The organism is Gemmobacter aquaticus (genome assembly GCF_007859075.1).
Classification (GTDB): domain Bacteria; phylum Pseudomonadota; class Alphaproteobacteria; order Rhodobacterales; family Rhodobacteraceae; genus Gemmobacter; species Gemmobacter aquaticus.
In genome coordinates this window covers 249894-273333 of the sequence record NZ_VOAK01000021.1, presented here as the reverse complement: position 1 = coordinate 273333, position 23440 = coordinate 249894, and the positions used below count along the sequence as shown (strand labels likewise).

General features: G+C 62.7%; 20 protein-coding genes and 5 pseudogenes. 18 read left to right on the top strand and 7 right to left on the bottom strand.

What is annotated here, in order from left to right; all coding sequences use genetic code 11:
* Positions 1-32: 32 nt before the first annotated feature.
* Both FQU74_RS13000 and FQU74_RS12995 read left to right on the top strand, forming a co-directional pair.
* Positions 33-1025: a LysR family transcriptional regulator gene (locus FQU74_RS13000; protein ID WP_146286893.1), complete on the top strand. Its 993-nt coding sequence runs from the start codon at positions 33-35 to the stop codon at positions 1023-1025.
* 81 nt (positions 1026-1106) lie between these two features.
* Positions 1107-1930, top strand: a pseudogene (locus tag FQU74_RS12995) (IS3 family transposase); the annotation flags it as partial.
* A 268-nt stretch (positions 1931-2198) separates the two neighbouring features.
* Here FQU74_RS12995 and FQU74_RS12990 read toward each other — a convergent pair.
* Positions 2199-3494: pseudogene (locus FQU74_RS12990) on the bottom strand (IS110 family RNA-guided transposase).
* Positions 3495-3681: 187 nt separating this feature from the next.
* Here FQU74_RS12990 and FQU74_RS12985 point away from each other — a divergent pair.
* Both FQU74_RS12985 and FQU74_RS12980 read left to right on the top strand, forming a co-directional pair.
* Positions 3682-3903: an integrase core domain-containing protein gene (locus FQU74_RS12985; RefSeq protein WP_206665029.1), complete on the top strand. Its 222-nt coding sequence runs from the start codon at positions 3682-3684 to the stop codon at positions 3901-3903.
* Between the two features lie 67 nt (positions 3904-3970).
* Positions 3971-4261: pseudogene (locus tag FQU74_RS12980) on the top strand (IS66 family transposase); the annotation flags it as partial.
* Positions 4262-4433: 172 nt separating this feature from the next.
* Here FQU74_RS12980 and bhcR read toward each other — a convergent pair.
* The gene (gene bhcR / locus FQU74_RS12975; RefSeq protein WP_146286892.1) at positions 4434-5255 is read right to left on the bottom strand and encodes an HTH-type transcriptional regulator BhcR; all 822 of its coding nucleotides are present in this window, start codon (positions 5253-5255) and stop codon (positions 4434-4436) included.
* A 196-nt stretch (positions 5256-5451) separates the two neighbouring features.
* Between bhcR and bhcA the strand changes: the two genes are divergently transcribed.
* The 6 genes from bhcA (at position 5452) to FQU74_RS12945 (ending at position 11181) form a co-directional block, all read left to right on the top strand.
* On the top strand, positions 5452-6636 hold the full coding sequence (bhcA, locus tag FQU74_RS12970) for an L-aspartate--glyoxylate aminotransferase BhcA (RefSeq protein ID WP_229704388.1): 1185 nt from the start codon (positions 5452-5454) through the stop codon (positions 6634-6636).
* Positions 6637-6667: 31 nt separating this feature from the next.
* Positions 6668-7633, top strand: a complete 966-nt coding sequence (gene bhcB / locus FQU74_RS12965; RefSeq protein ID WP_146286890.1) for a beta-hydroxyaspartate dehydratase BhcB — start codon at positions 6668-6670, stop codon at positions 7631-7633.
* Positions 7634-7646: 13 nt separating this feature from the next.
* On the top strand, positions 7647-8810 hold the full coding sequence (gene bhcC, locus FQU74_RS12960; RefSeq protein ID WP_146286889.1) for a 3-hydroxy-D-aspartate aldolase BhcC: 1164 nt from the start codon (positions 7647-7649) through the stop codon (positions 8808-8810).
* 54 nt (positions 8811-8864) lie between these two features.
* Positions 8865-9827 (top strand): iminosuccinate reductase BhcD, encoded by a 963-nt coding sequence (gene bhcD, locus FQU74_RS12955; RefSeq protein ID WP_146286888.1) that lies wholly within the window; start codon positions 8865-8867, stop codon positions 9825-9827.
* A gap of 249 nt (positions 9828-10076) precedes the next feature.
* Positions 10077-10433, top strand: a complete 357-nt coding sequence (locus tag FQU74_RS12950; RefSeq protein ID WP_146286887.1) for a hypothetical protein — start codon at positions 10077-10079, stop codon at positions 10431-10433.
* 217 nt (positions 10434-10650) lie between these two features.
* Complete coding sequence (locus tag FQU74_RS12945) at positions 10651-11181, top strand: copper chaperone PCu(A)C (protein WP_146286886.1); 531 nt, start codon at positions 10651-10653, stop codon at positions 11179-11181.
* 195 nt (positions 11182-11376) lie between these two features.
* On the opposite strand, the pseudogene FQU74_RS19790 reads toward FQU74_RS12945, so the two are convergent.
* The 4 genes and pseudogenes from FQU74_RS19790 to FQU74_RS12930 form a co-directional block, all read right to left on the bottom strand.
* Positions 11377-11511: pseudogene (locus FQU74_RS19790) on the bottom strand (MarR family transcriptional regulator); the annotation flags it as partial.
* An 11-nt stretch (positions 11512-11522) separates the two neighbouring features.
* The gene (locus tag FQU74_RS12940; protein WP_268236786.1) at positions 11523-12026 is read right to left on the bottom strand and encodes a TetR/AcrR family transcriptional regulator; all 504 of its coding nucleotides are present in this window, start codon (positions 12024-12026) and stop codon (positions 11523-11525) included.
* Positions 12027-12079: 53 nt separating this feature from the next.
* Entirely contained in the window at positions 12080-12349 is a 270-nt protein-coding gene (locus FQU74_RS19635) for a dihydrofolate reductase family protein (RefSeq protein ID WP_229704386.1), read from the bottom strand.
* 188 nt (positions 12350-12537) lie between these two features.
* A pseudogene (locus FQU74_RS12930) lies at positions 12538-12824 on the bottom strand (IS3 family transposase); the annotation flags it as partial.
* A gap of 292 nt (positions 12825-13116) precedes the next feature.
* Between FQU74_RS12930 and FQU74_RS12925 the strand changes: the two are divergent.
* The 8 genes from FQU74_RS12925 (at position 13117) to FQU74_RS12890 (ending at position 22434) form a co-directional block, all read left to right on the top strand.
* Entirely contained in the window at positions 13117-14940 is a 1824-nt protein-coding gene (locus FQU74_RS12925; RefSeq protein WP_146286883.1) for an ABC transporter permease, read from the top strand.
* A complete protein-coding gene (locus FQU74_RS12920; protein WP_146286882.1) occupies positions 14940-16088 on the top strand; it encodes an ABC transporter ATP-binding protein in 1149 nt (382 codons plus the stop codon). Before FQU74_RS12925 ends, FQU74_RS12920 begins: the two co-directional genes overlap by 1 nt.
* A 20-nt stretch (positions 16089-16108) precedes the next feature.
* Positions 16109-17197: an ABC transporter substrate-binding protein gene (locus FQU74_RS12915; protein WP_146286881.1), complete on the top strand. Its 1089-nt coding sequence runs from the start codon at positions 16109-16111 to the stop codon at positions 17195-17197.
* Positions 17198-17261: 64 nt separating this feature from the next.
* Positions 17262-18359 carry an ABC transporter substrate-binding protein gene (locus FQU74_RS12910; RefSeq protein ID WP_146286880.1) on the top strand — a complete coding sequence of 366 codons (1098 nt, stop codon included), beginning with the start codon at positions 17262-17264 and terminating at the stop codon, positions 18357-18359.
* 59 nt (positions 18360-18418) lie between these two features.
* The gene (locus tag FQU74_RS12905) at positions 18419-19285 is read left to right on the top strand and encodes an inositol monophosphatase family protein (RefSeq protein ID WP_206665027.1); all 867 of its coding nucleotides are present in this window, start codon (positions 18419-18421) and stop codon (positions 19283-19285) included.
* A gap of 61 nt (positions 19286-19346) precedes the next feature.
* Positions 19347-20192 carry an inositol monophosphatase family protein gene (locus tag FQU74_RS12900; protein WP_146286878.1) on the top strand — a complete coding sequence of 282 codons (846 nt, stop codon included), beginning with the start codon at positions 19347-19349 and terminating at the stop codon, positions 20190-20192.
* Positions 20189-20830, top strand: a complete 642-nt coding sequence (locus FQU74_RS12895; RefSeq protein ID WP_146286877.1) for a dual specificity protein phosphatase family protein — start codon at positions 20189-20191, stop codon at positions 20828-20830. Before FQU74_RS12900 ends, FQU74_RS12895 begins: the two co-directional genes overlap by 4 nt.
* A complete protein-coding gene (locus FQU74_RS12890; protein ID WP_158635584.1) occupies positions 20827-22434 on the top strand; it encodes a metallophosphoesterase family protein in 1608 nt (535 codons plus the stop codon). The genes FQU74_RS12895 and FQU74_RS12890 overlap by 4 nt, the downstream gene beginning before the upstream one ends.
* Here FQU74_RS12890 and FQU74_RS12885 read toward each other — a convergent pair.
* Positions 22401-23417, bottom strand: coding sequence for a LacI family DNA-binding transcriptional regulator (locus tag FQU74_RS12885; protein WP_146286875.1), 1017 nt, complete (start codon positions 23415-23417; stop codon positions 22401-22403). The genes FQU74_RS12890 and FQU74_RS12885 overlap by 34 nt on opposite strands.
* Between the last annotated feature and the right edge of the window lie 23 nt (positions 23418-23440).

Genomic DNA, 23440 nt, shown 5'->3' with positions numbered 1-23440 from the left:
CTTGATATGATAAGATGCGGGGGGAACCAAGAATGAAGCTGAACCAGCGCCAGATCGAGGTGTTCCATGCGGTCATGCAGAACAAGAGTATCACCGCCGCGGCCGCCCGGCTGGGCAGTTCGCAGCCCACGCTCAGCCGCGAACTGCGTGAAATCGAAAACCGCCTAGGCTTCGACCTCTTCCTGCGTTTCGGCAGGAGGCTGACCCCAACCGAACAGGCGCTGATGCTGCATGATGTGGTGCTGCGTTCCTTCATCGGTCTGGACGAAATCAGCCGCGCCGCCGCTGCGATCCGCAGCCGCAACGCGGCAAGTTTTCGCGTAGCCTGCATTCCTGCCCATGCCGATTCCATAATTCCGCGCGTGATCCAGCGCGTGCAGGGCCAGCGCCCGGCCATCAATTTCTCAATCCACTCGCAAGAGGAAAGCGCGCTGCGGCATGAGATGACCACGCAGGTCTTCGACCTTTGTCTGGCCGAAAACCTGCTCGACCCCGACGCGGCGGGCAGCGAAGTGATCGTGACGGGCAACATGGTTTGCGCCCTGCCGCAGGGGCATCCGCTCACAGCGCGGGCCGTGCTAAGGCCCGAGGATTTCGCGGGCCAGCCAAATATCTTCTTTAATCAGAATGACCCCTACAGACACAAACTGGATGCCGTGTTCCACGAGGCCGATGTGACGCGCACCTATGCTGGGGAGACCACTACCGCCGCCAGTGTCTGTGCCATGGTGGCCGCTGGGTTGGGCATCGCGATCATCAACCCGCTGACTGCGGCCAGCCAGTGCGGCGGGCCAGTGGTGTTCCGGCGCTTCTCGGTCGCGCTGCCCTATCAGCTTGCGCTGTGGTCCCCGGTGCGCAGCACGCGCCAGGCCCCTATCCGTCGTTTCATCGCCGCGCTGCACGAAACGGCCAGCGTTATGGCAGCCGAACTGGAAAGCCATCTTGCACAGCCGATGTCCTGGCGGGCTGCTGAAGACGTCGGCGGCGCGGAACGGCTTTCTTCAGGCGCAACCGGTTGCGTATAATTTCTCTCGTCGTTCTGGTCTGCCCCCTGAAAAGTGGTCCTCCGTGAGGTATGGCTTTTGAGCCATTTGGAGGATGCGGGAATGCCCCAGAAGAAGCACAAGCCTGAGGAGATCCTCGCCAAGCTGCGGCAGGTCGACGTGTTGGTATCGCAAGGCCAGTCTGTGGCCGAAGCCGTGCGCTCGATCGGCGTGACGCAGTTCACTTACTATCGGTGGCGCAAGGAGTTCGGCGGGCTGAAGACCGACCAGGTGAAGCGGCTGAAGGAGCTCGAGAAGGAGAACGAGCGGCTTCGGAAGGCCGTCTCCGACCTGACGCTAGAGAAGCTCATACTGCGGGAGGCAGCATCGGGAAACTTCTGAGCCCCGCCCGCCGCCGTGCTTGCATCGAGCATGTCAGGCAGCGGTTCCGGATCTCGGAACGCCTCGCCTGTCGCGTGCTCGGGCAGCATCGCTCGACACAGCGGAAGATGCCGCAGGGCCGGGCCGACGAGCAGGCTCTCACCGCGGACATCATCGCGCTCGCCAGCCAGTTTGGTCGCTACGGCTACCGCCGGATTACGGCTCTTCTACGCGAGGCCGGTTGGGCGGTGAATGTGAAGCGGGTCGAGCGGATCTGGCGGCGGGAGGGGCTGAAGGTGCCTGCAAAGCAACCTAAGAAGGGCCGGCTCTGGCTGAATGATGGGTCCTGCATCCGTCTGCAGCCCGAGCGCCCGAACCACGTCTGGTCTTACGACTTCGTTGAAAGCCGGATCCACGATGGAAGGAAGTTCCGCATGCTCAACCTCATCGACGAGTTCAGCCGGGAGTGCCTGGCAATCCGGATCGACAGGAGGCTCCGATCGACCGACGTCATCGACGTGCTGTCCGATCTGTTCATCCTGCGCGGTGTTCCCGAGCACATACGCTAAGACAACGTCCTATGTCGGGAACGATTTGCCGTTTGAGGCATCAGATCACTGTGCATCCGAGCGACTGGATGCCTTTGGAATAGTTGCCCAGACGGGCTCCGCCGTCAAGAAGTGGTCTCTTCCATAGCAAATACAGGGTCGGCCTGGTTGCCGCCCTCACCGTCCTTAAGACGAGATCCAAAATCCCAAGCGGACAGAGGAGGATCAGGGAACGATCCGGGGGATCGTTCCCCCGACGATGGCGAACATTATCTACGAGGTCGCGTCATGCGCCTCCACGGCCAGGTGTGAGAGAGGTCCTTCCGCCTGGGCTCACCCCCTCGAAGAAGGGGCGATAGGGTTCGCCGGACTTGATCACGGCATGAATGGTGCGGGCCATCTTGGCTGCGATGGCAGTGTCGGCCTTGCGGCGCAAATCCGGGTTGTGGCGATCCTGCGCGATGTAGCGCTCGAACTTGTCGCGGAAGCTGTTGGAGGGCTTCAACACGGCCGCCTGACTGGCCAGCCCAGAGTGTGCGACGCAGGCGGGCATTGCCATATTTGGAGATCTTGCTTCGACTGCGGAACGCGCCGGACTGGACGGTGGCCAGATCCATGCCACAAAACTTCAGAAACTGACGGTGATGGTGGAATCGGCGCAGATCGCCAGTCTCGGCCAGAATGGTCAGCGCATTGGCAGGCCCCATCCCGGGTATCGTGCGCAGCAGCTGATAATCCGGATGGTCGGCCAGCAGCTCTGCTGAACGATCCTCGATGGCGTTGCGCTGCTGAACAAGGCTGCGTCCCTGTGCCAAAACGAGGCGGAACATCCGGATTGCATCGGAGTCTGGCGCGACGGGCAAACCTAGGGAAGTCTTGGATGTCTCGTAGAGATCCGCCAATAGCGCCGCCTTGCCGACGCGGCGGCCAATCACTGGCCAAGCGGACTCTATGAAGGCGTCCTTGTCCATGGCGGTGATCATGTGAGGAGACGGAAAGGCCTCAAGGAACGCCAAGAACCAGTCTCCTCGAGAACTGCGATGGAACCGGTCCGCCTCGGGAAAATACAGTGGCAGGTAATGGGTCAAGATACGATGCCACAGTTCCGTCTTCGACCGCGCGACCATCTCGTAGGTCTTCGACAGTTCCTGGATGTCGCAAGTGCCGGCGACCAGCGGGTCGTGAAAGACCTGGACCGCACCGATCTCCAGCATGTGCAGAATGACCTGCGCATCCTTGGGATCGTTCTTGTCCCAGCTGTTGTGCAGCGCTTCCCGCGGGCGGGCGAGAGCGACGGACGACACGAGCTTGAGATCGAATCCCGCGGCCCCGAGGGCGAACATCAGCGCCTGGTGATAGTTGCCGCCAAGCCCATGGCTTGGCCCGCGAAGCCGATCGTGACCGGTAGGCCATATTCAAGCAAAGCAGCGATCAGACGGTGATAATCCTCGGCGGTGTTCAGCACCGTCCTCCGGCGCCGACGCGACTTGCCGGGCACGGCGATCAGCACCTCGTGCCGGTGTTTGGAAATGTCGATGCCTACCAGAACGCGGGCATCCGAAGTATGCTCAACCTTGGCCATAGCCAGTCTCCTCCGTGGTGTGGTTCGCAAAACCACCATAGAGATCCGAAACCCGGTTATGGCCGCCCGCAGCGCAATCTTGGAGGCTGCGCAGGCGCCCATAACCCTCAACGGCGCGTGATTCCCATCATGCTACGGCACCGAGTTCACCTCGCGGCGCTATACCGCGCTGGTTCGAAGCTACGGCTTGAAGCAGGAGTTCATCACGCCCCACTGTCCGCAGAAGAACGGCATGGTCGAACGCGTGATCCAGACAATGAAAGAGCAATGCATCCATCGCCAGCGCTTCGATAGCATCCAGCACGCGACGCGCGCCATCGGCGACTGGATCAGCTTCTACAACAACCGACGCCCGCATCAGGCGCTGGACATGAAAACCCCTGCTGAGGCATTCGCTTTAGCGGCTTAATCTGTGCAGATTCCGCTGGATAAATACAAACATGCGCTAACATTCAACCTGGAACACTCGATGGGGGCAGGCCTTCCGTTACGAACTCAGCCGAAAGGTCGCCTTCAGCCTGTTCCTGTCTGACGGTCGGGTGGCCATCGACAACAATCCAGCCGAGCGCGCCCTGCGCCCAATTGGCATCGGAAGGAGGAACTGGCTCTTTGCCGGGGCGGACACCGGTGCCGAAACGCTGGCCCGCGCGATGACCATCATCGAAACGGCCAAACTGAATGGCCTCGATCCGCAGGCCTACCCCGCAGACATCCTGGCCCGCATCAACAACCACAAGATCAACCGCCTTGATGACCTGCTGCCCTAGAACTGGTCCCTGCGTCCTGCAACGTTACCCGAGGCCGCCTGATGGCAACCGTTACCCATGCCTGCACCCTTGATGACTTCGTCGATGACGCAGAACGCGTCGCCCGTATCAAGCAACAGTCACCGGCGTAACAACCGGCAGGTTACAAACAACTCGTCCGGTGCTGCAGATCTCACTCCGGCGATGGAGCTGCCCCTATCTGCTTGCCGATCCGCGTGGCGGCCTTGCGCACCATCGATCCGATCGCGGCGATCCGGTCATCTGTCATCCGTTGCGTCGGCCCAGAGACCGAAATGCCGGCAATCGCCTCGCCATGAATGTTGAGGATCGGTGCCGCAACACAGCGCATGCCAAGCGTGCGCTCCTCGTCGTCCACCGCATACCCCTCGTCTCTTGCTCGCTGAAGCTGCGCAAGAAGTGCTCCGGGTTCGGTGACGGTGCGGGCGGTGAACCGCTCCAGCGGGCCGTTTGAAAGAAAGGACTGCAGCCGTCCGGGATCATAGCGGCTGAGGAGCGCCTTACCTATTCCCGAGGCGTGTTTGGCAGAGACCGTTCCCGGCGGGAAGAAGGCGCGGATCATCTCGTGCGTCTCCACCTGACCCAGAAACAACACCTGCCCCTTCCACTCAACGCCAAGATTGGACGTCTCGCCACTTTCAGCCATCAGGGCATGCATCTCCGGCCGCGCACGTTCGACGACATTGGTGCGACGAAGGAAGGCTGATCCGGCGCGGAAGGTGCCTGGGCCGATGTGCCATTCATGCCGGTCAACCGACAGTTCGACGAAATCCCGAGCCTCGAGCGTCGCCAGAACGCGGTGCATGGTGGCGACGGACTGGTCAAGTGCTGCGGCGATCGCACTCAGGGTCATGCCGTCCCGCGTGGCCAGCAACTGGATCACTTCCAGTGCACGGTCGAGTGCCTGAATAGTGCTCTGGCCCTCTACGGGAAACATGGCCTTGGGGCGGCCGCGACGGGCAGGAGGCTGGGACATCCGGGAAGATTCCAATCGTAGCGAAGCACCTTCATTGTATTTGCGAAAAACATGTTCACCTAATGAAAAATCCAACGCATTGAAATATATATAGTAAATAGCATTTATCGTCTGATGAAAATATTTTTCAAAAAAATATCCATCGATCAGAACGACTGCTACGTTGCCCCCAATGGCTGATCGAGGAGGAGCAACCATGCAGAACCCCGTCTTCATCCCCGGACCTACCAATATGCCCGAGTACTTGCGCCGGGCGGTGGATATTCCGACGCTTGACCACCGGTCCAGCGCCTTTGCCGAGATGCTGGCACCTGCGATGGCAGGGGTTCGGGCCGTTCTCAAGGCTGCCACGTCTGAGGTGTTCCTGTTTCCCTCCACCGGGACAGGTGGTTGGGAGGTCGCGATCAGCAACACGCTGTCGCCGGGCGACCAGGTGCTGGCCGCGCGTCACGGCATGTTCAGCCATCGCTGGATTGATCTGTGCCAGCGCCATGGTCTCGATGTCGAAATCGTCGAGGCACCATGGGGGGCAGGCCTGCCTGCGGATCGCTACGAGGCGATCCTGACCGCCGACAAATCTCACCGGATCAAGGCCGTTCTGGCCACCCATAACGAGACCGCCACAGGCGTCGTCTCTGACATTGCCGCCGTCCGCCGCGCACTCGATGCCGCAGGTCATCCGGCGCTGCTGCTCGTCGACGGGGTCAGTTCCATCGGCTCGATGGACTTCCGCTTTGACGAATGGGGGATCGACATTGCGGTCACCGGCTCGCAAAAGGGCTTCATGCTGCCACCGGGTCTTGCGATCGTGGCCTTTTCACCCCGTGCCATGGCTGCGACGGAAAGCGCGCGTCTGCCGCGTTGCTTCTTTGATATCCGGGACATGGCAAAGACCAACGCTGCCGGGCTCTATCCCTACACGCCTCCGGTTGGGCTTATCCATGGGCTGAAGCTTGCCTCGGACGCCCTTCTGGCCGAGGGGCTGGATGCGGTGTTTGCCCGCCACACCCGCATTGCGAGCGGTGTTCGGGCTGCGGCCTCGGCATGGGGGCTCAGTCTCTGCGCGCAGTCGCCAGACCTCTACTCGCAGACCGTCAGCGCGATCCGCACACCTGCCGGATTCAACGCGACCGAAATCGTCACCCGCGCGGCCCGCGTCTATGACACGGCCTTCGGGACCGGTCTTGGAGAGTTGGCGGGCAAGGTGTTCCGCTTTGGCCATCTTGGGCAGATGAGCGACTTGATGGCGCTGTCCGGGCTTTCGGTTCTGGAGATGTGCATGGCCGATCTTGGGCTGCCCATTCGTCTGGGCAGTGGCGTGGCCGCGGCACAGGAAATCTACCGCGCAACGGCGGAGCGGACTTTGCAACGGGCGGCCTGATCGCCGCGACACATGACCTGAGGAGGACAAGATGAAGGACGAGACGCCGCCCGACATCCCGACATTCGCAGATGTTCTGGCTGCCCGTGACCGGATCGCCATGCATATCCACCGCACGCCGGTCCTGACGTCACGCATGCTGAACGAGATGGCGGGAGCCGAGTTGTTCTTCAAATGCGAGAACCTGCAGAAGGCCGGTGCCTTCAAGGCGCGTGGCGCGTCGAATGCGGTCTTTGGCTTGAGCGATGATCAGGCCGCGCGGGGTGTGGCGACCCATTCCAGCGGCAACCATGGCACGTGCCTTTCTTATGCGGCGGGGCGGCGTGGCATTCCCTGCACCGTGGTGATGCCGCGGACGGCCCCGCAGGCGAAAAAGGACGCCGTCATGGGTTACGGCGGCCGTGTCGTGGAATGCGAACCCTCGACCTCATCACGCGAAGCGGTGTTTGCGGAGGTTGTGGCCGAGACCGGCGCGGAGTTCGTGCACCCCTACAACGACCGGCGCGTGATCGCCGGGCAGGGCACCTGCGCGCTCGAGCTTGCGGATCAGGTTGAAGGTCTGGATGCGGTGATCGCGCCCATCGGTGGTGGTGGCATGGTGTCGGGCACCTGCCTCACGCTGTCGCAGATCGCGCCGAGGGTGCGCATGTATGCGGGCGAGCCGGAACAGGCCGATGACGCGGCGCGTAGCCTCAAGGCTGGTTACATCATCGCCGATGACGCGCCCGAGACGATCGCCGACGGGCTGAAGGTACCGCTGAAAGACCTTACCTGGCACTTCGTGCGCAACCATGTGGCCGATATCCTTACGGTGTCCGAGGCAGAGATCATCGCGGCGATGGAGCTCATCTGGAAGCGCCTGAAGATTGTGATGGAGCCATCCAGCGCGGTTCCGCTGGCCGCCGTTCTGAAGAACCCAGAGCTGTTTGCGGGCCAGCGCGTCGGCATCATCATCACTGGCGGCAACGTCGATCTGAAAAAACTGCCTTGGATGTAAGGGGAGATAAAAGATGAACATGGAAACCAGACTGACCGATCTGGAGGTTGGCTTCGATGTTCCGGCGCTGCCCGGAATGCGCGAGCAGGATATCCAGACCCCTTGCCTGATCCTCGACCTTGATGCGCTGGAGGCGAACATCCGCAAGATGGGCGACTATGCCCGCAGCCATGGCATGCGGTTGCGCGTGCATGGCAAGATGCACAAATCGGTGGATGTGGCCAAGCTGCAGATGCGCATCGGCAATGCCATCGGTGTCTGCTGCCAGAAGGTGTCCGAGGCCGAGGTATTCGCCCGAGGCGGCATAAAGGACATTCTCGTGTCAAACGAGGTGCGAGATCCGGCCAAGATCGACCGGCTGGCCCGCCTTCCGAAACTGGGCGCCAGCGTCATCGTCTGCGTCGATGACCTGACCAACGTGCCAGAACTGTCCGAAGCCGCGCAACGTCACGGTACGACACTGGACTGCTTTGTCGAGATTGACTGTGGTGCAGGCCGCTGTGGCGTGACGACCACCGAGGCAGTGGTGCAGATTGCGCAAGCGATCGACGGGGCACCCGGCCTCAACTTCAAGGGGCTGCAGGCCTATCAGGGGGCGATGCAGCACATGGAGCAGTACGAGGAGCGTCGCGCCAAGCTGGATGCGGCCATCGCGATGGTGAAGGCGGCCGTCACGGGGCTGGAGGCTGTGGGACTGAAGCCGCAGCTGGTGTCGGGTGGGGGAACCGGATCTTACTATTTTGAAAGCAACTCCGGCGTCTATAACGAGCTGCAATGTGGCTCTTATGCCTTCATGGATGCCGACTACGGCCGCATCCGTGACAAGGACGGCAACCGCATCGATCAGGGCGAGTTCCAGAATGCGCTGTTCATCCTGACCAGCGTGATGAGCCACGCCAAGGCCGACAAGGCCGTGGTCGATGCCGGGCTCAAGGCGCAGTCGGTGGACAGCGGATTGCCCGTGGTCTTTGGGCGGACCGACGTAAAGTATGTCAAATGCTCGGACGAGCATGGCGTGGTCGACGATCCGGGCGCTGTTCTGAAGCCGAACGACAAGCTGCGTCTGGTGCCGGGTCATTGCGACCCCACCTGCAACGTCCACGACTGGTACGTGGGCGTACGCGGTGGCAAGGTCGAGGTTGTCTGGCCGGTCTCGGCGCGTGGGCGTGCCTATTGAAACGGCTGACGGGGGCGGCCCGCCGCCCCCAGTTTTTCCGGTGGAGCGAACCAGATGTATATCGTCCCTGAGGCCGTCATCGACGGGCTGCTGACGCGCGCGGACAGTTTCCAGGCAGTCGAGGCTGTCTTCGCCTCGATGGCGCGGGGGGCCGCGCGCAACTTTCCGGTGATCCGCGAGGCCATCGGTCATGCCGACGCGCTTTACGGGTTCAAATCCGGCTTTGATCGTGAATCGCTGGCGCTTGGCCTAAAATCCGGTGGCTTCTGGCCGGGCAATGCCGAAAGGGGGCTGACGAACCATCAGTCGACGATCTTTCTGTTCGATGCCGATACCGGACAAATCAAGGCAGTGATCGGGGGCAATCTGCTGACGGCCCTGCGTACGGCGGCGGCCTCGGCCGTCTCGATCCACCATCTTGCCCGACCGGATGCCGAAGTGCTGGGGATGATCGGTGCGGGCCACCAGTCGACCTTTCAGATGCGTGCGGCGCTGGAGCAGCGCAAGTTCCGTCGGGTTGTGGCCTGGAACCGCGAGCCATCGATGCTTGATCGCCTTGCAGCCGTGGCAGAGGAAGTCGGGGTGCCCTTCGAATCCGTCACGCTTGACAGGCTGGGGGCTGAGGCGGATGTGATCGTGACGATCCTGTCCTCTTTCGCGCCGGTGCTGATGTCGGCGCAGGTGCGTCCGGGTACGCATATCGCCTGCATGGGTACCGATACCCGAGGCAAGCAGGAGGTGGAGCCCGAACTTCTGGCCCGTGCACGCCTCTTTACCGATGAGGTGGCGCAGGCTGTATCCATCGGTGAATGTCAGCATGCCGTCGCGCAGGGCCTGGTTTCCCCCGAAGCAATCACCCCGCTGGGCGCTGTCATCGCCGGCCAGCAGCCAGGACGGCAGGACGAAACCGAGATCACCCTTTTCGATGGTACAGGTGTCGGGCTTCAGGATCTTGCCGTCGCAAATGCCGTCTTGATCAAAGCCATCAAGAACGGGAGCGCGATAAAGCTGGGCTGATCCCACCTTTGCCTGCGCGTCTATGCCCGGCGTCATCATCGACGCCGGATAGATGCAGGGCCGGTCAGGATAGAGCGGAGCGCCGCTGACAAAGGGCGCGACCTGCCGTCATCTGACGTGTGATAATCCTTACCGCAAGTACATCTATGCCGCTTGCCAACCGTCAAAAGGTTGGCGGGCCCTCTTCAGGTCGATCTCGTCCCGCCAAAAGGTGTTGTCCGCAAGATTTAGCTGGTGCATGTGGTCGGAATGATCCGCGCAACCGCGACCATATTGCGGCAGATGCTTCTTCTCGCCGTTCTGACCGTTGCCCTTGTGGCGACGGGCTTTGCGCATCGCGCTCCTGCTATGGATGATGTGGCACTTCAGGCGTATGTTCGGGCCGGTGGCGATCTGTGTGGCGATGCCGATGGTGATGGCCTGCCCGATCACGGAAAATGCCCTGCCTGTCAGATCGTGGGTAGCGCCGATTTACCTTCGATCAGCACGTCCATTCTGGATGCCGATCTGATCGTTGTCGCAACCATCGCGGCGCCGCGTGAAAGCCGCGCTGTCCGGGGTGTGCTTGACCCTGCGCTCGGGATGCGCGCGCCCCCTCGGGCCTGATCGCGTTTATCGCTGATCCGTGCTGGCAGCCCTTGCTGCCCAAGGCCAGAGAACCAGTCCATGAACCGTATCGTATGCGCAGCCCAAGCTGCTTTTACTGCCGTGTCTGGGCCGGCTGACCGCCATGACCGGGCCGGATGACGCTCTTTTCCAGATTGGCCGCGCAGGAGGCTTTTTCTGCGCGAAGTGACACCTGACGAACCTGAAGGAACCCCAGATGACCCGTGCCTTTGGCCTCTTGGCTGCCTTGATGATATCCACGCCGCTTTATGCCCATAGCGTGAGGGAGGGCGATATCGAGATCATCCACCCCAACATTCCACAGCCTGCCGTTGGAGCAAAGGCTGCCGCAGGCTATATGGGCATTTCCAACGAAGGTGATCGCCCAGACAGGCTGATCGCGGTTGAAACGCCAGTTGCCAAAAGTGCCATGCTGCACCAAAGCACGGTCAATGCCGATGGGGTGGCGACGATGTCCCATGTCGACGGCATCGAGGTTCCGGCCGTTGACACCGTCATGCTGGAACCGGGCGGCTATCACATCATGCTGATGGGGCTGACCCAGCCCTTGGTCGAGGGCCAGATGGTGCCGGGCGTGCTGGTCTTTGAACATGCGGGCCGGGTCGAGATCGAGTTCATGATCGATCCGCGCGGTGGCATTGATCATTCGACCATGGATCACACGGCAATGGGGCATGGTGCTGACCAGCCAGCGGGCGGTCATGGTCTTAACCATGGGGCACCATGACAGACGTTGACGTCGCCAATACCGAGGTGCTGGGGCAGTCGCATTGATGCCGCCCAGCCGTCTGCAGTGAAGTGTCGCGCCGAGCTGGCCTAAATCAGCGTGCTCGGCATTATTGGCATTGGCCAGACGCGCCAGAACGGGCACCAGGGGCCGGCCGGATGGTGTTACGGAAAGGATCTGGCCGCGCCCGCCTGTCGCACTTTCGGCGCGCGTTACCAGCCCTTTGGCCTCCATCCGGTCGGCAAGCTTGCTGCTGGCACCACGGGTCATCCCCATCCGGTAAGCCAGAGCGATCGGCGCTACGGTATTTTCGTCATAGAGAGCCCGTATGTGGGATTGCGTTACCCGATTACAGCAAGGAGTTCCTTGAGCGCCGCGCCGAATTCCGCGTCGTCCGATGAATGTTCCGGGGTGGCGCGACCGGCCAGCGCGGCGGCGACTGCGGCGCCATGGGTGAAGTCCACGAGTATACCGACCCAGATCGAAGTACGGCGTTCGCCCAACCCGGTCGCCAGCAACAGGCGGGTCAAGTGTTCGGTAATCCGTCTTGCCTGTTCAGGGGAGGCTGTGGGGTGGCGAAAGATCAGCAAGGTCAACCCCGGATGGAGCTGAACCGTTGCGTGGTAGGACCGAAGCAGCGCATCGACGCGCTGTAGGGGCGGGCCCTCGGTGGGCTCAGTGACCGCGCCATAGACGCGATCTGCCATGGCTGCGATCAGGGCATCACGATCCCCGAAATGATGATAGATCGTCATCGGGGTTACGCCCAAGCTGTGCGCGAGGGACCGCATCGTGAATCCCTCGACCCCCTGAGTGTCCAGCAAGCGCAGCGCGTCCGAGAGCATGTCACGGGCCGCCAGCGCAGGGACCTCTCCGGCTGGGCGCCCCCTTGGCCGCTTCACGGCCCAACCCGATACTTCGACTGAACAAGGCCCGAGGGGAAAGTGCGGGTCGCCTGATGGATCAGCGGGATATCCGAAGGGATGGTGCCAAACAGCCTTCGACCAGTACCCAGCAGGACCGGGACTTGGGTGATGACCATATCGGCAATCAGTCCCGCACGCAGGAATGCCTGAACGATCTGCCTGCCGTCGACATAGGCCCGGCGTCGTCCTTCGGCCTGCAGCATCGCCATGGCGTCGGCTGGGGACCTGGCGCTGATGCGCACCTTGCCTGAAAGTTCTTGGGCAGATCGCTTTCACTGAGGCTTGCTGAAAGGACCAGAACCGGACGGTTATAGGGCCAGGGCGTGACGCGGCGGATCCTGTCAAAGCTTCCGCGCCCCATCACGATCACGTCCTTGTCTGCGATGAAGGCGTCATAACCGTGGTCTTCGGTGGGTCGTCGCGTTCAAGCAGCTATGCCAAGGGTCTGCCGCACATGGCCGATGCAATGCCTGCGACGCGAAGGGCTCAGAAGTTTCCCCGTGCGCCCTCGATCAGGATCAGCTTGTCCAAGGTCAGATCGGACACGGCGCGCCGCAGCCGCTGGTTCTCGGCCTCAAGCTCCTTCAGTCGGTTCAACTGATCGCGGTTCATCCCGCCATACTCCTTGCGCGATCGATAATCGGACTGCACCGACTTGCCCTGACCCTGCCGCAGCTTCGAGACGATGTCCCCCGGCTGCTCTCGCTTTCCAGCCAGCTTCGCAACCTCCACCAACTGGGATCATCATATCCCCGTCGGTGGACCACTTCGCGGGGGGAGCTCCAAGTCTGTAGGGTTCCGTTTCTCAATCAATGCACAGGTGTGCAAAAAATGATTGACAGATGATCGATCACACAGAAGTATCGCTGGCAGGGAGAGGCTTTCGAAGGAGGATTCCTTTGTAAGCAAAACAATTCCAGAGGGCCTGCTGCGCCCGCTGGTGGGGAGGACAATTTGCACTGCATTGCGACAAATGCCGCTTCGGCATGCATGCCAGCAGGATACGGCCATGTCACATCCTGATCTGGCGTCGCCCGGTACGGGTGATCACGCAAGCCGGGCCTATCGCCTGCGCATGGCGCTGAGAGAGCCGACGACAGTAATCGGCATTCTGATGGCCGCCTTGTTCCTTTATCTGATCGTGGTGCCGATCCTTTCCATCCTGGGTGATGCGGCGACCGTGCAGTTTGGCGACGAGCGCCGTGTGAAGGACGACCTTGGCAGCTTCACGCTCTATTATCTCACGCGCACCTTCACCTCGTCCGTGGCGCAAGACCTGTTCTGGCAGCCACTCATGAACACGCTGAAAGTGGCGGCGGGCGCGATCTCGATATCTCTGGTCGTGGGCGGCATTCTGGCCTGGCTGATCGCGCGGACCGACATGTTAGGGCGGCGCTGGTTCGCGACCGCGCTGATTGTGCCTTACATGCTGCCTGCGTGGACCTTTGCGCTGGCCTGGACCACATTGTTCAAGAACCGCACGATTGGCGGTCAGCAGGGTTGGCTTGAGGCCATCGGTCTGACGCCGCCCGACTGGGTTGCCTATGGCCAGTTCCCGATCACGGTGATCCTTGCCCTGCATTACACACCCTTTGTGATCTTGCTCTTCGGGTCGGCGCTCAAGCGGTTCGACAGCCAGTTGGAGGACTCGGCGCGCATTCTGGGGGCATCGGGGATGACGGTCGCCCGGCAAGTGATCCTGCCGCTGATGCGCCCGGCGCTGATGTCAGCGGTGGTGCTGATCTTTGCGAAATGCCTTGGCGAGTTTGGTGTGCCCTATGTTCTCGGCTTGCCGGTAAACTTCGATGTGCTGGCGACCTCGCTCTATCGCTCTATCGGGTCGCGCCAGACTGGCGTGGCGGGGGTTCTTGCCGGGGCGATCATGCTCATCGGGATGATCGCCATTCTGGTCGACGCCTATCTTGCGCGTGAGGCGCGCCGCTTTGTAACGGTCGGCTCCAAAGGCTCGATGAACCGCGCCTCGCGGCTCAAGCGCTGGCGGCTGCCAGCGTCGGGGTTTGCCGGCGGGATCTTCCTGATCAGCGTAGGGCTGCCCTTGATGACGCTCTTTTTGTCGACCGTCATGCGCCGGCCCGGAAGCTTTCAGCTGTCGAACTTCACACTGGACTACTGGATCGGAACCGATCTGCCCACAGTGGCGATGCGAACCGGCGTTCTGCTCAGCCCCGATCTGTGGCAGGCGGCGTCGAATACGATCCTGATCGTGGGCTCGGCGTCGATCTGTTCGGGCATCCTCGGTATCCTGACGGGTTACGTCGTGGTCCGCACACCGTATCGTCCTCTGTCGGTCTTTCTGCGGCAAGTGACCTTCATGCCCTATCTGGTGCCGGGGATCGCCTTTGCGGCGGCCTATCTCTCGCTCTTTGCGGTGGCGCGGGGTCCGATTCCGGCACTGTATGGCACCACGGCGATCCTCATCCTTGCCCTGATGGCCGATCAGATGCCCTATGCCTCGCGCGCCGGAATCTCGGCGATGATGCAGCTCGGCAAAGACCCGGAAGAGGCCGCGCAGGTCCTGGGTGCCGGCTGGCTGCGGCGCATGACCTCGGTGGTCATCCCAATCCAGAAGGGCTCGCTTGTGACCGGGATCATGTTGCCCTTCATCTCGGGCATCAAGGGGCTCAGCCTCTTTGTCATCCTGGCAGTGCCGGCGACGGACGTACTGACCACGTTCTCGCTGCGGCTGGTCGATTACAACTACACGCAGGCCGCGAATGCCGTGGTGCTGATCATCGCGGGGATCGCCTACCTGGGCACACTGCTGGCCCAGAAGCTGACACGCACCAATCTTGCCGAAGGACTCGGAACCTGATGCCTGACATCACTCTCAGCAATGTGCAGAAATCCTACGGCGGTGCATCGCCCTTGGCCGTGAACAACCTGAACCTGCAGATCGGCGACGGCGAGTTCATGTGCCTGCTGGGCCCCTCGGGCTGCGGAAAGACCACGACGCTGCGCATGATCGCGGGGCTTGAGGGCCTGACCAGCGGCGAGATCCGCGTGGGCGATCAGGTGGTTGACTGCCCGGCGAAAGGTCGCTTCCTCGGCCCTGAAAAGCGCGGGATGGGGTTGGTGTTCCAGTCCTATGCGCTCTGGCCGCACCTGACGATCGAGCGGAACACCGACTTTGGCCTGCGGCTGCGCAAGGTGCCCAAGGCCGAGCGCGAGGCGCGCGTGGCAAAGGTGATGAAGGCGCTGGACATCGAGAAGTACCGCGACCGCTATCCCAGCCAGCTGTCGGGCGGCCAGCAGCAACGCGTGGCTCTGGCGCGGATGCTGGCGGTCAATCCCGGCGTCCTGCTTCTGGATGAGCCGCTGTCGAACCTCGATGCCCGTCTGCGACTGGAGATGCGGGCCGAGCTGAAGCGCATCCATGCCGAGTTCCGCACCACCATCGTTTTCGTCACCCATGACCAGTGGGAAGCGATGACGCTGGCCACCCGTATCGCGGTGATGAATGAGGGCACGTTGCAGCAGATAGGCACGCCGAACGATATCTACGATCGCCCTGCGAACCGTTTCGTGGCCGAGTTTGTCGGCAGCCCACCGATCAACATTCTCGATCTGGGCTCGGATCACCCGCTGGACATCGCCGCGCGCGATTGGCTGCGTACCCGGCTGGGCGAGCGGGCCGATCTGGGCTCGGCCGGACTGCGCCCCGAAGCACTTCAGGTGGCGATGACCGAGGGCAATGTGCCCGCCGGCAGCTTCCGCCATCCGGCAGTGGTGACCGGCATCCTGCCCACAGGCGGCAGCTGGATCATCGAGGTGAATTGTGAGGGCCGCGTGGTCTTTCTGACGACGACCGAAAGCCCTGCCCTGAGGGGTGGAGAAGAGGTCTGGCTGCATGCCCGTCCCACATCGCTGCATGTCTTCGGCCAGGACCGGCAGAGGCTTGCAGGCGCGGACGAGGCCCTTGCGCGCGCGGCGGCGGGGATGGCCGCCGTGCGCCAGGCATGAAGGTTCAAAGGGAGGAAAGAATGAGACGTTCAATTCTGGCGATGCCGCTGGTGCTGGCGGCAGGTGGCGCCCCGGCGCAAGAGCTTGATCTTGATGCGCTGGTCGCCGCAGCCCGGACCGAGCCACCGACAACCGTCTATGCGGTGACCGGCAAGATCGTGGACACGGCCGAGGCGTTCAATGCGAAGTATGGCTTGCAAGTCACCGGCAAGAAGGTGAACGAGGCGGGGCAGGTCGATCTGCTGATCCGGGAACACCAGGCGGGCTCGGTGACCGGCTCGGTATCACTTGCATCCGATGTGGCCGCGATTGTGGCCGATCTGATGTCGCAAGGTATCGTTGAAAGCTGGGTTCCCGAAGATATCGTCCCGCATCTGGCCGAAGGTGCCCGCGATCCGCTGGTTGTGGTCAGCGATCCGCATGTCTGGGCCTATAACTCCGAGGTCCATGACAGTTGCCCCGTGACCAATGTCTGGCAGTTGGTTGATCGGGAATGGAACCGCCGCGTCAGCCTGATGGACCCGCTGGAAAAGCCGGCCTACGCCGACTGGTTCAACCAGCTTGCTGAAGGTCACGATGCCGAGATGGCTGCCGCCTATGCCGCGCATTACGGCAAGCCTTTTGAAGGGGAAAGTGCAACGGCGGCCTGGGTCAAGGCCTTTGCGGCGAACGGCCCGCTGGTCGCCGACAGCTCGGGCGTGGCCGAGGCGATCGGCGCCCCCGGTCAGGCACAGCCCTTCTTCGGGATGCTCTCCACCGCCAAGTTCCGCGACAATGCCGACAAGGGCTACAAGCTTGCCCTGTGTTCGGGAATAGAGCCCTTCAGCGGCTGGCTCTACCCCGGCCTGGGCGTCATTGCCAAGGGAACTCCTTCACCGAACACTGCGCGGCTGTTCATTCACTATCTGCTGACCGCAGAGGGGATCGCGCCGCAGACCGTGGACGGAAAGCTGCCGTCTGATCCACGCATCGGCCTGCCCGCCGATGAGGCATCGGGCATTGCTGCCCATCTGGACGAACTGATGGTCTGGAACACCGCAGGATCGGTAAGCGACATCGACCGCCGGCAGGATTGGCAGGACCTCTGGCAGACCAGCCTCGTGCGTTGACCGCCAACGCGCCCGTCCGGGGAGGGGCGGGCGCGGATCACACAAGGACAGGGAGGAAAGAAAGATGAAGACAGGAGTGCTTCTCGCGCTGACGCTCGGATTCACCGGGGTGGCGCGGGCCGAAGACTTCGACATCGAAGCGCTGATCGCGGCGGCAAAGGCTGAACCGCCGATCACCGTTTTCGACAGCACCGGCAAGATCGTCGATATGGCCGAGGCCTTTACCGCCAAATACGGCGTGCAGGCCACAGGCACCAAGACCAAGGCCACCGCGCAGCTGGAAACCATCATCCGCGAGGCGCAGTCAGGCAATGTGCAGGGCGACGTCTCGCTGATTTCCGACGTGCCGGCCGCCATCGGTCAGCTTCTGCCGGGTGGATTTGCCGAAAGCTGGGTGCCGCCGGATCTGGCCGCCGATATCGAACCCATGGCGCAGAACCCCCTTCTGGTGGTCTCCAGCCCGAACGTGCTTGCCTTCAACACCGCGCTTTACGAGGCTTGCCCGATCACCAATATCTGGCAACTGACTGAGCCCGAATGGAAGGGCAAGGTTGCCATGCAAGACCCGCTGGGCAAGCCGTCCTATACCGATTGGTTCAACCAGATGCGTGCGCATGCGGATGATCGACTGCGCGCGGCCTACGAGGCCCACTACGGCAAGCCGCTGGAAACCGACAAGGGTAGCGCAACAGAGGCGTTTGTGGCGGCGCTTGCCGCAAACGGCCCGCTGCTGACCGACAGCGACTCGGCTGCGGCTGAGGCAGTGGCCGCTCCCGGCCAGACCGAGCCGTTTATCGGTCTGGTGAGCGCGGCCAAGTTCCGCGACAACGCGGGCGCCGGTTTCACGCTTGGTCTCTGCAGCGGCATCGACCCCTTCATCGGCTTTGCCAATGCCACCGTAGGCTTGATCGTCAAGGGGACCGACAGCCCGAATGCGGCGCGTCTCTTCATCCATTATGTGATGACCGCCGAAGGCATCGCGCCGCAGGCCGAAGATGGAAAACTTTCGTCGAACCGGACCGTGGGTCTGCCCGCGGATGAGCCCTCGGGCATCTCTGCGCATATGGCCGAGGTGCTGACCTACAACCCGGCAACCGGGCTTGATGACTGGGATACCCGTCAGGACTGGCAGGATTTCTGGCGACTCCACCACCAGAGATGACTGCCTGCGGGGGGCGCATCCTCTGCCGCCCTCCGCCTTGTAACTTCAGGAAAGCCTCGATGTCCGATCAACTTCTTCGCACCGCCATGGCTGCCGCACAGGTTGCCGCGCCCGAGTTGCTTGCGGCATTCCGCGGGCAAATGCAGGTGGACTACAAGCGCGACCGCCACGACCCGGTGACCGAACATGACCGCAGGGCCGAGGCGGCAATCCGCGACCTGATCTTTCGCGAGGTTCCCGACTCGGTTTTCGTGGGTGAGGAGAGTGGGCTGACTGGCTCGGGTGAGGTGCAGTGGTTCGTCGATCCCATTGATGGCACGGCGAACTTTGCGCGCGGCATGGCCTTCTGGTGCACATCGGTCGGCGCAGTCATCGGCGACCGCATCGTCGCCGGGGCAATCTATGATCCGGTTGCGGGGACGCTGTTCGCGGCATCGGCAGATGGCGGTGCGTGGCTCAACGGGCAACCGTTGCAGTCGAAGGCCGTCGCCGATGAGTCGGAGGCGGTGCTGATTTGCGGCTATCCGGTTCCGCGCGACTTTCGGGCTGACGGACGAGCGGCCGCGCTGGAGCATCAGGGACAACTGCTGGAGACGGTCGCGACCCTGCGCCGCCCGGGCAGCGCGGCCCTGTCGATCGCCCATGTCGCCGCTGGCTGGGTCGACGCGGCTGCGGGCTTCGGAGTCAACGCCTGGGACGTGACGGCGGCGATCCTTATCCTCAGGCAAGCCGGGGGGCGCTATCACCCATTCGGGCTGGGCCAGCGCGCTGCGGGTGATCCTGACCACCAGCATCCGGGCTATCTGGCATTGGGCACGGGTGCCGATTACCCCACGCTGCAGCGCATCTGCCAAGAGATTTCAGCGAGGCGGGAGCAGAGCCGCACGGCTTTGCACGCTGTCGAGACAGCCGCCATCCAGAGTTAAAGAACACGGTTGCACTGGTGTGCAATCAGGGGCAAGAACCTGCCTTCGAAGGGAAAGACGAATGAGCCTGACAGAGCATGACATAGATACGCGGGAAGCCTTCCTGCATGGCCTTGCCGCCAGCGCGGCGGCCCTTGCGCTTGACGGGTTCTCGCGCCAGACCGGGCAGTCCGCCAGCATGAAGGGGCCGCAGGACTTCCTGACCGAGACCGATGGCGCAGTTGAGGCGCATATTCGTAGCCGGATTGCCGAAACCTTTCCCGAGGACGGATTCCTGGGCGAGGAAACCGGCGGCTTGCCGGGCGCGCAGGCCTGGGTTGTCGATCCAATCGACGGCACTGCGAATTTTGCCCGTGCCATTCCACATTTCTGTGTCTCGATTGCCTTTGTCGCGAATGGAGAGGTTCAGCTGGGCGCCATCGTGAACCCTGCGCTGGATGAGACTTATCTGGCCCGCCACGGCCGGGGCGCGCGGCGCAACGGGCTTGCCATCCGCGTGTCGAATACGAACGACATCGCAGCCACGTCGTTCGAGATGGGCTGGTCCAACCGCGAACCGCTGGAGCGCTATATCGCGGCACTTGAAGGACTGTTCCGCGCGGGCAGCAATGTGCGGCGGGCAGCATCGGGGGCGATGGGGCTTGCCTATGTGGCGGACGGGCGCAGCGACGGCTATGCCGAACTGCACATGAACCCCTGGGATTGCCTGGCGGGCTTGCTGCTGGTGCGCGAGGCGGGTGGCGTAACCGGGCCTTTCCTTTCGGAGGGCGGCTTGCTCCGTGGCGGGGCGGTGCTGGCTGCAACCCCTGCTGTCGCCGGGGTGCTGGCCGATGCGACCGGCATTCCACTGCTGACTGGCCCCGATCTTCTGACGCAACCCTCTGATCCGATCCTGAAAAGCGCATGACCGAAAAATCCACCCCTCGATATGACCGGCCTTTCATCAGCAAGGTCTATGAAAACCTGCCGGGCTATGGCGTCGATCTTTACGTGGGCGGGCGCGAGGGAGCGTCGGACGTGCGGCTCTTGCGGTCCCATGGGATCACGACCGTGCTGAACTGCGCGGTCAATCTCGATTTCAACTATGTTGCCACGCCCGATGAGGTTTCGCATGACAGCCGTGTCGGCTATGGGCCTGCGCCGATCCGCTATTACAAGCTGGGCATCGTCGACGGGCCGGGCAATCCTGACACGATGATGCTGGCGGGCTTCTACCAGTTGCGCGGCGCGCTAGATCAGGTGATGCCGGAAAAGCCCAGCTATCCGATCCGCGACCGTGGCAATCTTCTGGTCAATTGTCGCGCCGGGCGCTCGCGTTCGGTCGTGCTGACCGCGCTGTTCCTGCACCTGCATATTCCGCAAGAGTTTCCGGCGCTGTCTGATGCGATAGACCTGCTGCGCATCAGGCGCGAGTTGCGCCCGGACGAATGGCACGAGACGCCAAAGCCCATGCTTGTCGCCGCTGCCGAACGCACCGCCCATTGGGTGCGACTGATCGAGGCAGATCGGGCTGGGCAGCCTGCGGCCGGGGCGCTGCGGGCGTGACACGGATTGCGTTGATCGCCGATCCGCATGTGCATGACTGTGACTGGTCGCCATCTGGGTCGGGGCTGCGGCTGGCCGTGCGCAGCTACGCCGAGACGTCAGCCTCGACGCGGGTATTCAATGAAAGCCTGCCGGCGTTCCGTGCTGCGCTTGACCGTGCGGCGCGAGAGGATGCGCGGCTTGTGCTGCTTTTGGGCGATCTGACGGATGACGGTCAGGCGCCCAACATTCGCGCGGCCCTTGCGCTGCTGGATGAATACCGCACACGGTACGGCATGCGGTTTCTTGCAACGCCGGGGAACCACGATTTCTTTGCCGTCGCAGGTCGGCCGCAGATCAAGGGCTTTGTTGACGCAATGGGCGGCGCCGTGATCGTGGATAGCGCAACTTTGTTAGATGCGGCGACCCTTGGCGCGGAACCTGCTTTGCGGATGATGGAGGGGTTGGGCTATCTTCCCGCACCTGGCGATCTGCATTGGGAAACGCCCTTTGGCCCCGACCCGGACTGGTCAGCGCGTCGCCATGATGTTGTCAGCGCCGATGGCCTGTCGTCCTGTGCGATAATCGACGCCTCATATCTGGTTGAGCCGATCGAGGGCCTGTGGGTCCTGTCGCTCGATGCCAATGTCTGTGTGCCGCGCAACGGGGCGCGCGATCTTGCCGACCCTGCCAGTTTTCATGATCCGTCAAACACCGGATGGTCGGCAGTCCTGCGCCATCGGCCCCACCTGTTGCAGTGGATGACCGATGTGGCAGAGCGGGCGCGCAAGGGCGGGAAGCGGCTGATCGCCTTTTCACATTATCCGGTGCTTGACCCGCTCGGTGGTGCCTCGGCTGATGAGGTGGCGCTTTTCGGCGCGACCGGACTCGCCCGCCGCGCCCCGCCGCCCGAGGTTGCTCAGGCCTTTGCAGCGACAGGCGTTCGGGTGCATTTCTCGGGGCATCTGCATGTGAACGACACCGCGCAGGATCAGAGCGGATTGGTGAACATCGCCGTGCCTTCGCCCGTCGGGTTTCCTCCGGCGCTAAAGATGCTTGATGCGGATGCCTGCGGCATGACTTTTCGCACACTGCCCCTGACCGACGTGCCTGGACATGATGGTGCCTTTGGCGCTTATCGTGCCGAGGCCATGTGCGAGGGGCGCCAGCCGCCGGCAGCCAGCCGCGCGACCGATCATGCGGCCTTTCTTGACCATCATCTCGCCGATATCGTCATGGGACGCTATCTGCCGCGCGAATGGCCCGAGGGCATGGCAGCCTTTGTGCGGCAAGGGCGATTGGCGGATCTTGCAGTGCTTCTGGGGCATTCACCTGCGGCCGCCCCCGACGGCTCTATGGTCGACTTCGCCTGCGATTGGTACCGGCTGCGCAAGGGCGGTGAGATGGCGCTGCCGTACATTGCCGCTCCAAGGCTGGCATTCTATCGTACGCTGACGCTGCGACGACCGGATGCGGATCCGAGCGGTCTTGTTGGCGGTTTTGCCGCTCTGCTGCGCATCCTGCACGCCTATCTCTACCGCCTTCCCAACCGCGATTTTCGTCTGGACGATGACCTGGGGGTGGCTGCGCTTCAGGGGCGGACCGTGCGCCGCCAGACCACCTGAACGGGAAGGCAGCGCGGGCCAGTATCTTCTTCGTCCTCAGTTTCAAGAATTTGCGCGATCTGGCTCACGATCTCTTCGATCGGCTGGCGGAAGGTTGTCAGGTTGTAGCCCAGCCATCCGGCCTCGGGGATATCGTCAAATCCGATGACGCAGAGGTCCTCGGGCACGCGCAGGCAGAACTCCTGACGGGCCGCATCCATGAAGCCGAGTGCCAGAAGGTCTGTGGTGCAGAACACGCCTTCGGGTCGGGATGACAGCGCCAGAACCTGACGTGCGCCATCCGCGCCGGCGGCATATCCGGTGGGACCGGCGCGTACGATCTGCACCTCAAGCCCCTGTTCCTGCGCGGCCGCCGCGAATGCCCGCTCGCGGGCGATGATGCTTGGCGTGCCTGCGGTAGAGCTTATGACGGCCAGTCGCACGCAACCGGCCCGGCGCAGCATCAGCATGGCTTCGCGTGCGGCGGTGTCGTTGTCGACCATCACCACATGCGGGCCAGCAGCGGCATCGTCGCGGTTGATGAGGATCACCCGCTGACCGTTCTCGATACAGGTCTCGATCAATGACGCGGGCGGGCTGCCGGACACGACGACAGTTGCATCGGCGCGGTAGTTCAGGGTCTGCCGCAGCGCGGCCTCGACATTGGCGGGCTGGCCGGTCGCGTTCAGGACCATGACCACCTTGCCGATGGCCTGCAGGCGTCGGGTCGCCATGTCGACAAAAGCGGCCTGATAGGGGGTCTGCATCTCGGCCACGATCAGGCAGATGATGCCCGATCGATGATGGATCAGCCCGCGCGCCAGATGGTTGACGTGGTAGCCAAGGCGTTCGGCCGCGGCGAGAACCTTGGCCCGCGTCTCTGCCGATACGCTTGCCCCATCGGTAAATGTGCGTGACACGGCCGAGCGTGACACGCCTGCAAGTTCGGCCACCCGGTTGGCGCTGACCGACGCCTTCTTCGGTTTTCGCTTCGACTTGGCCAAGACCCACCCCGATCCTTGCACTG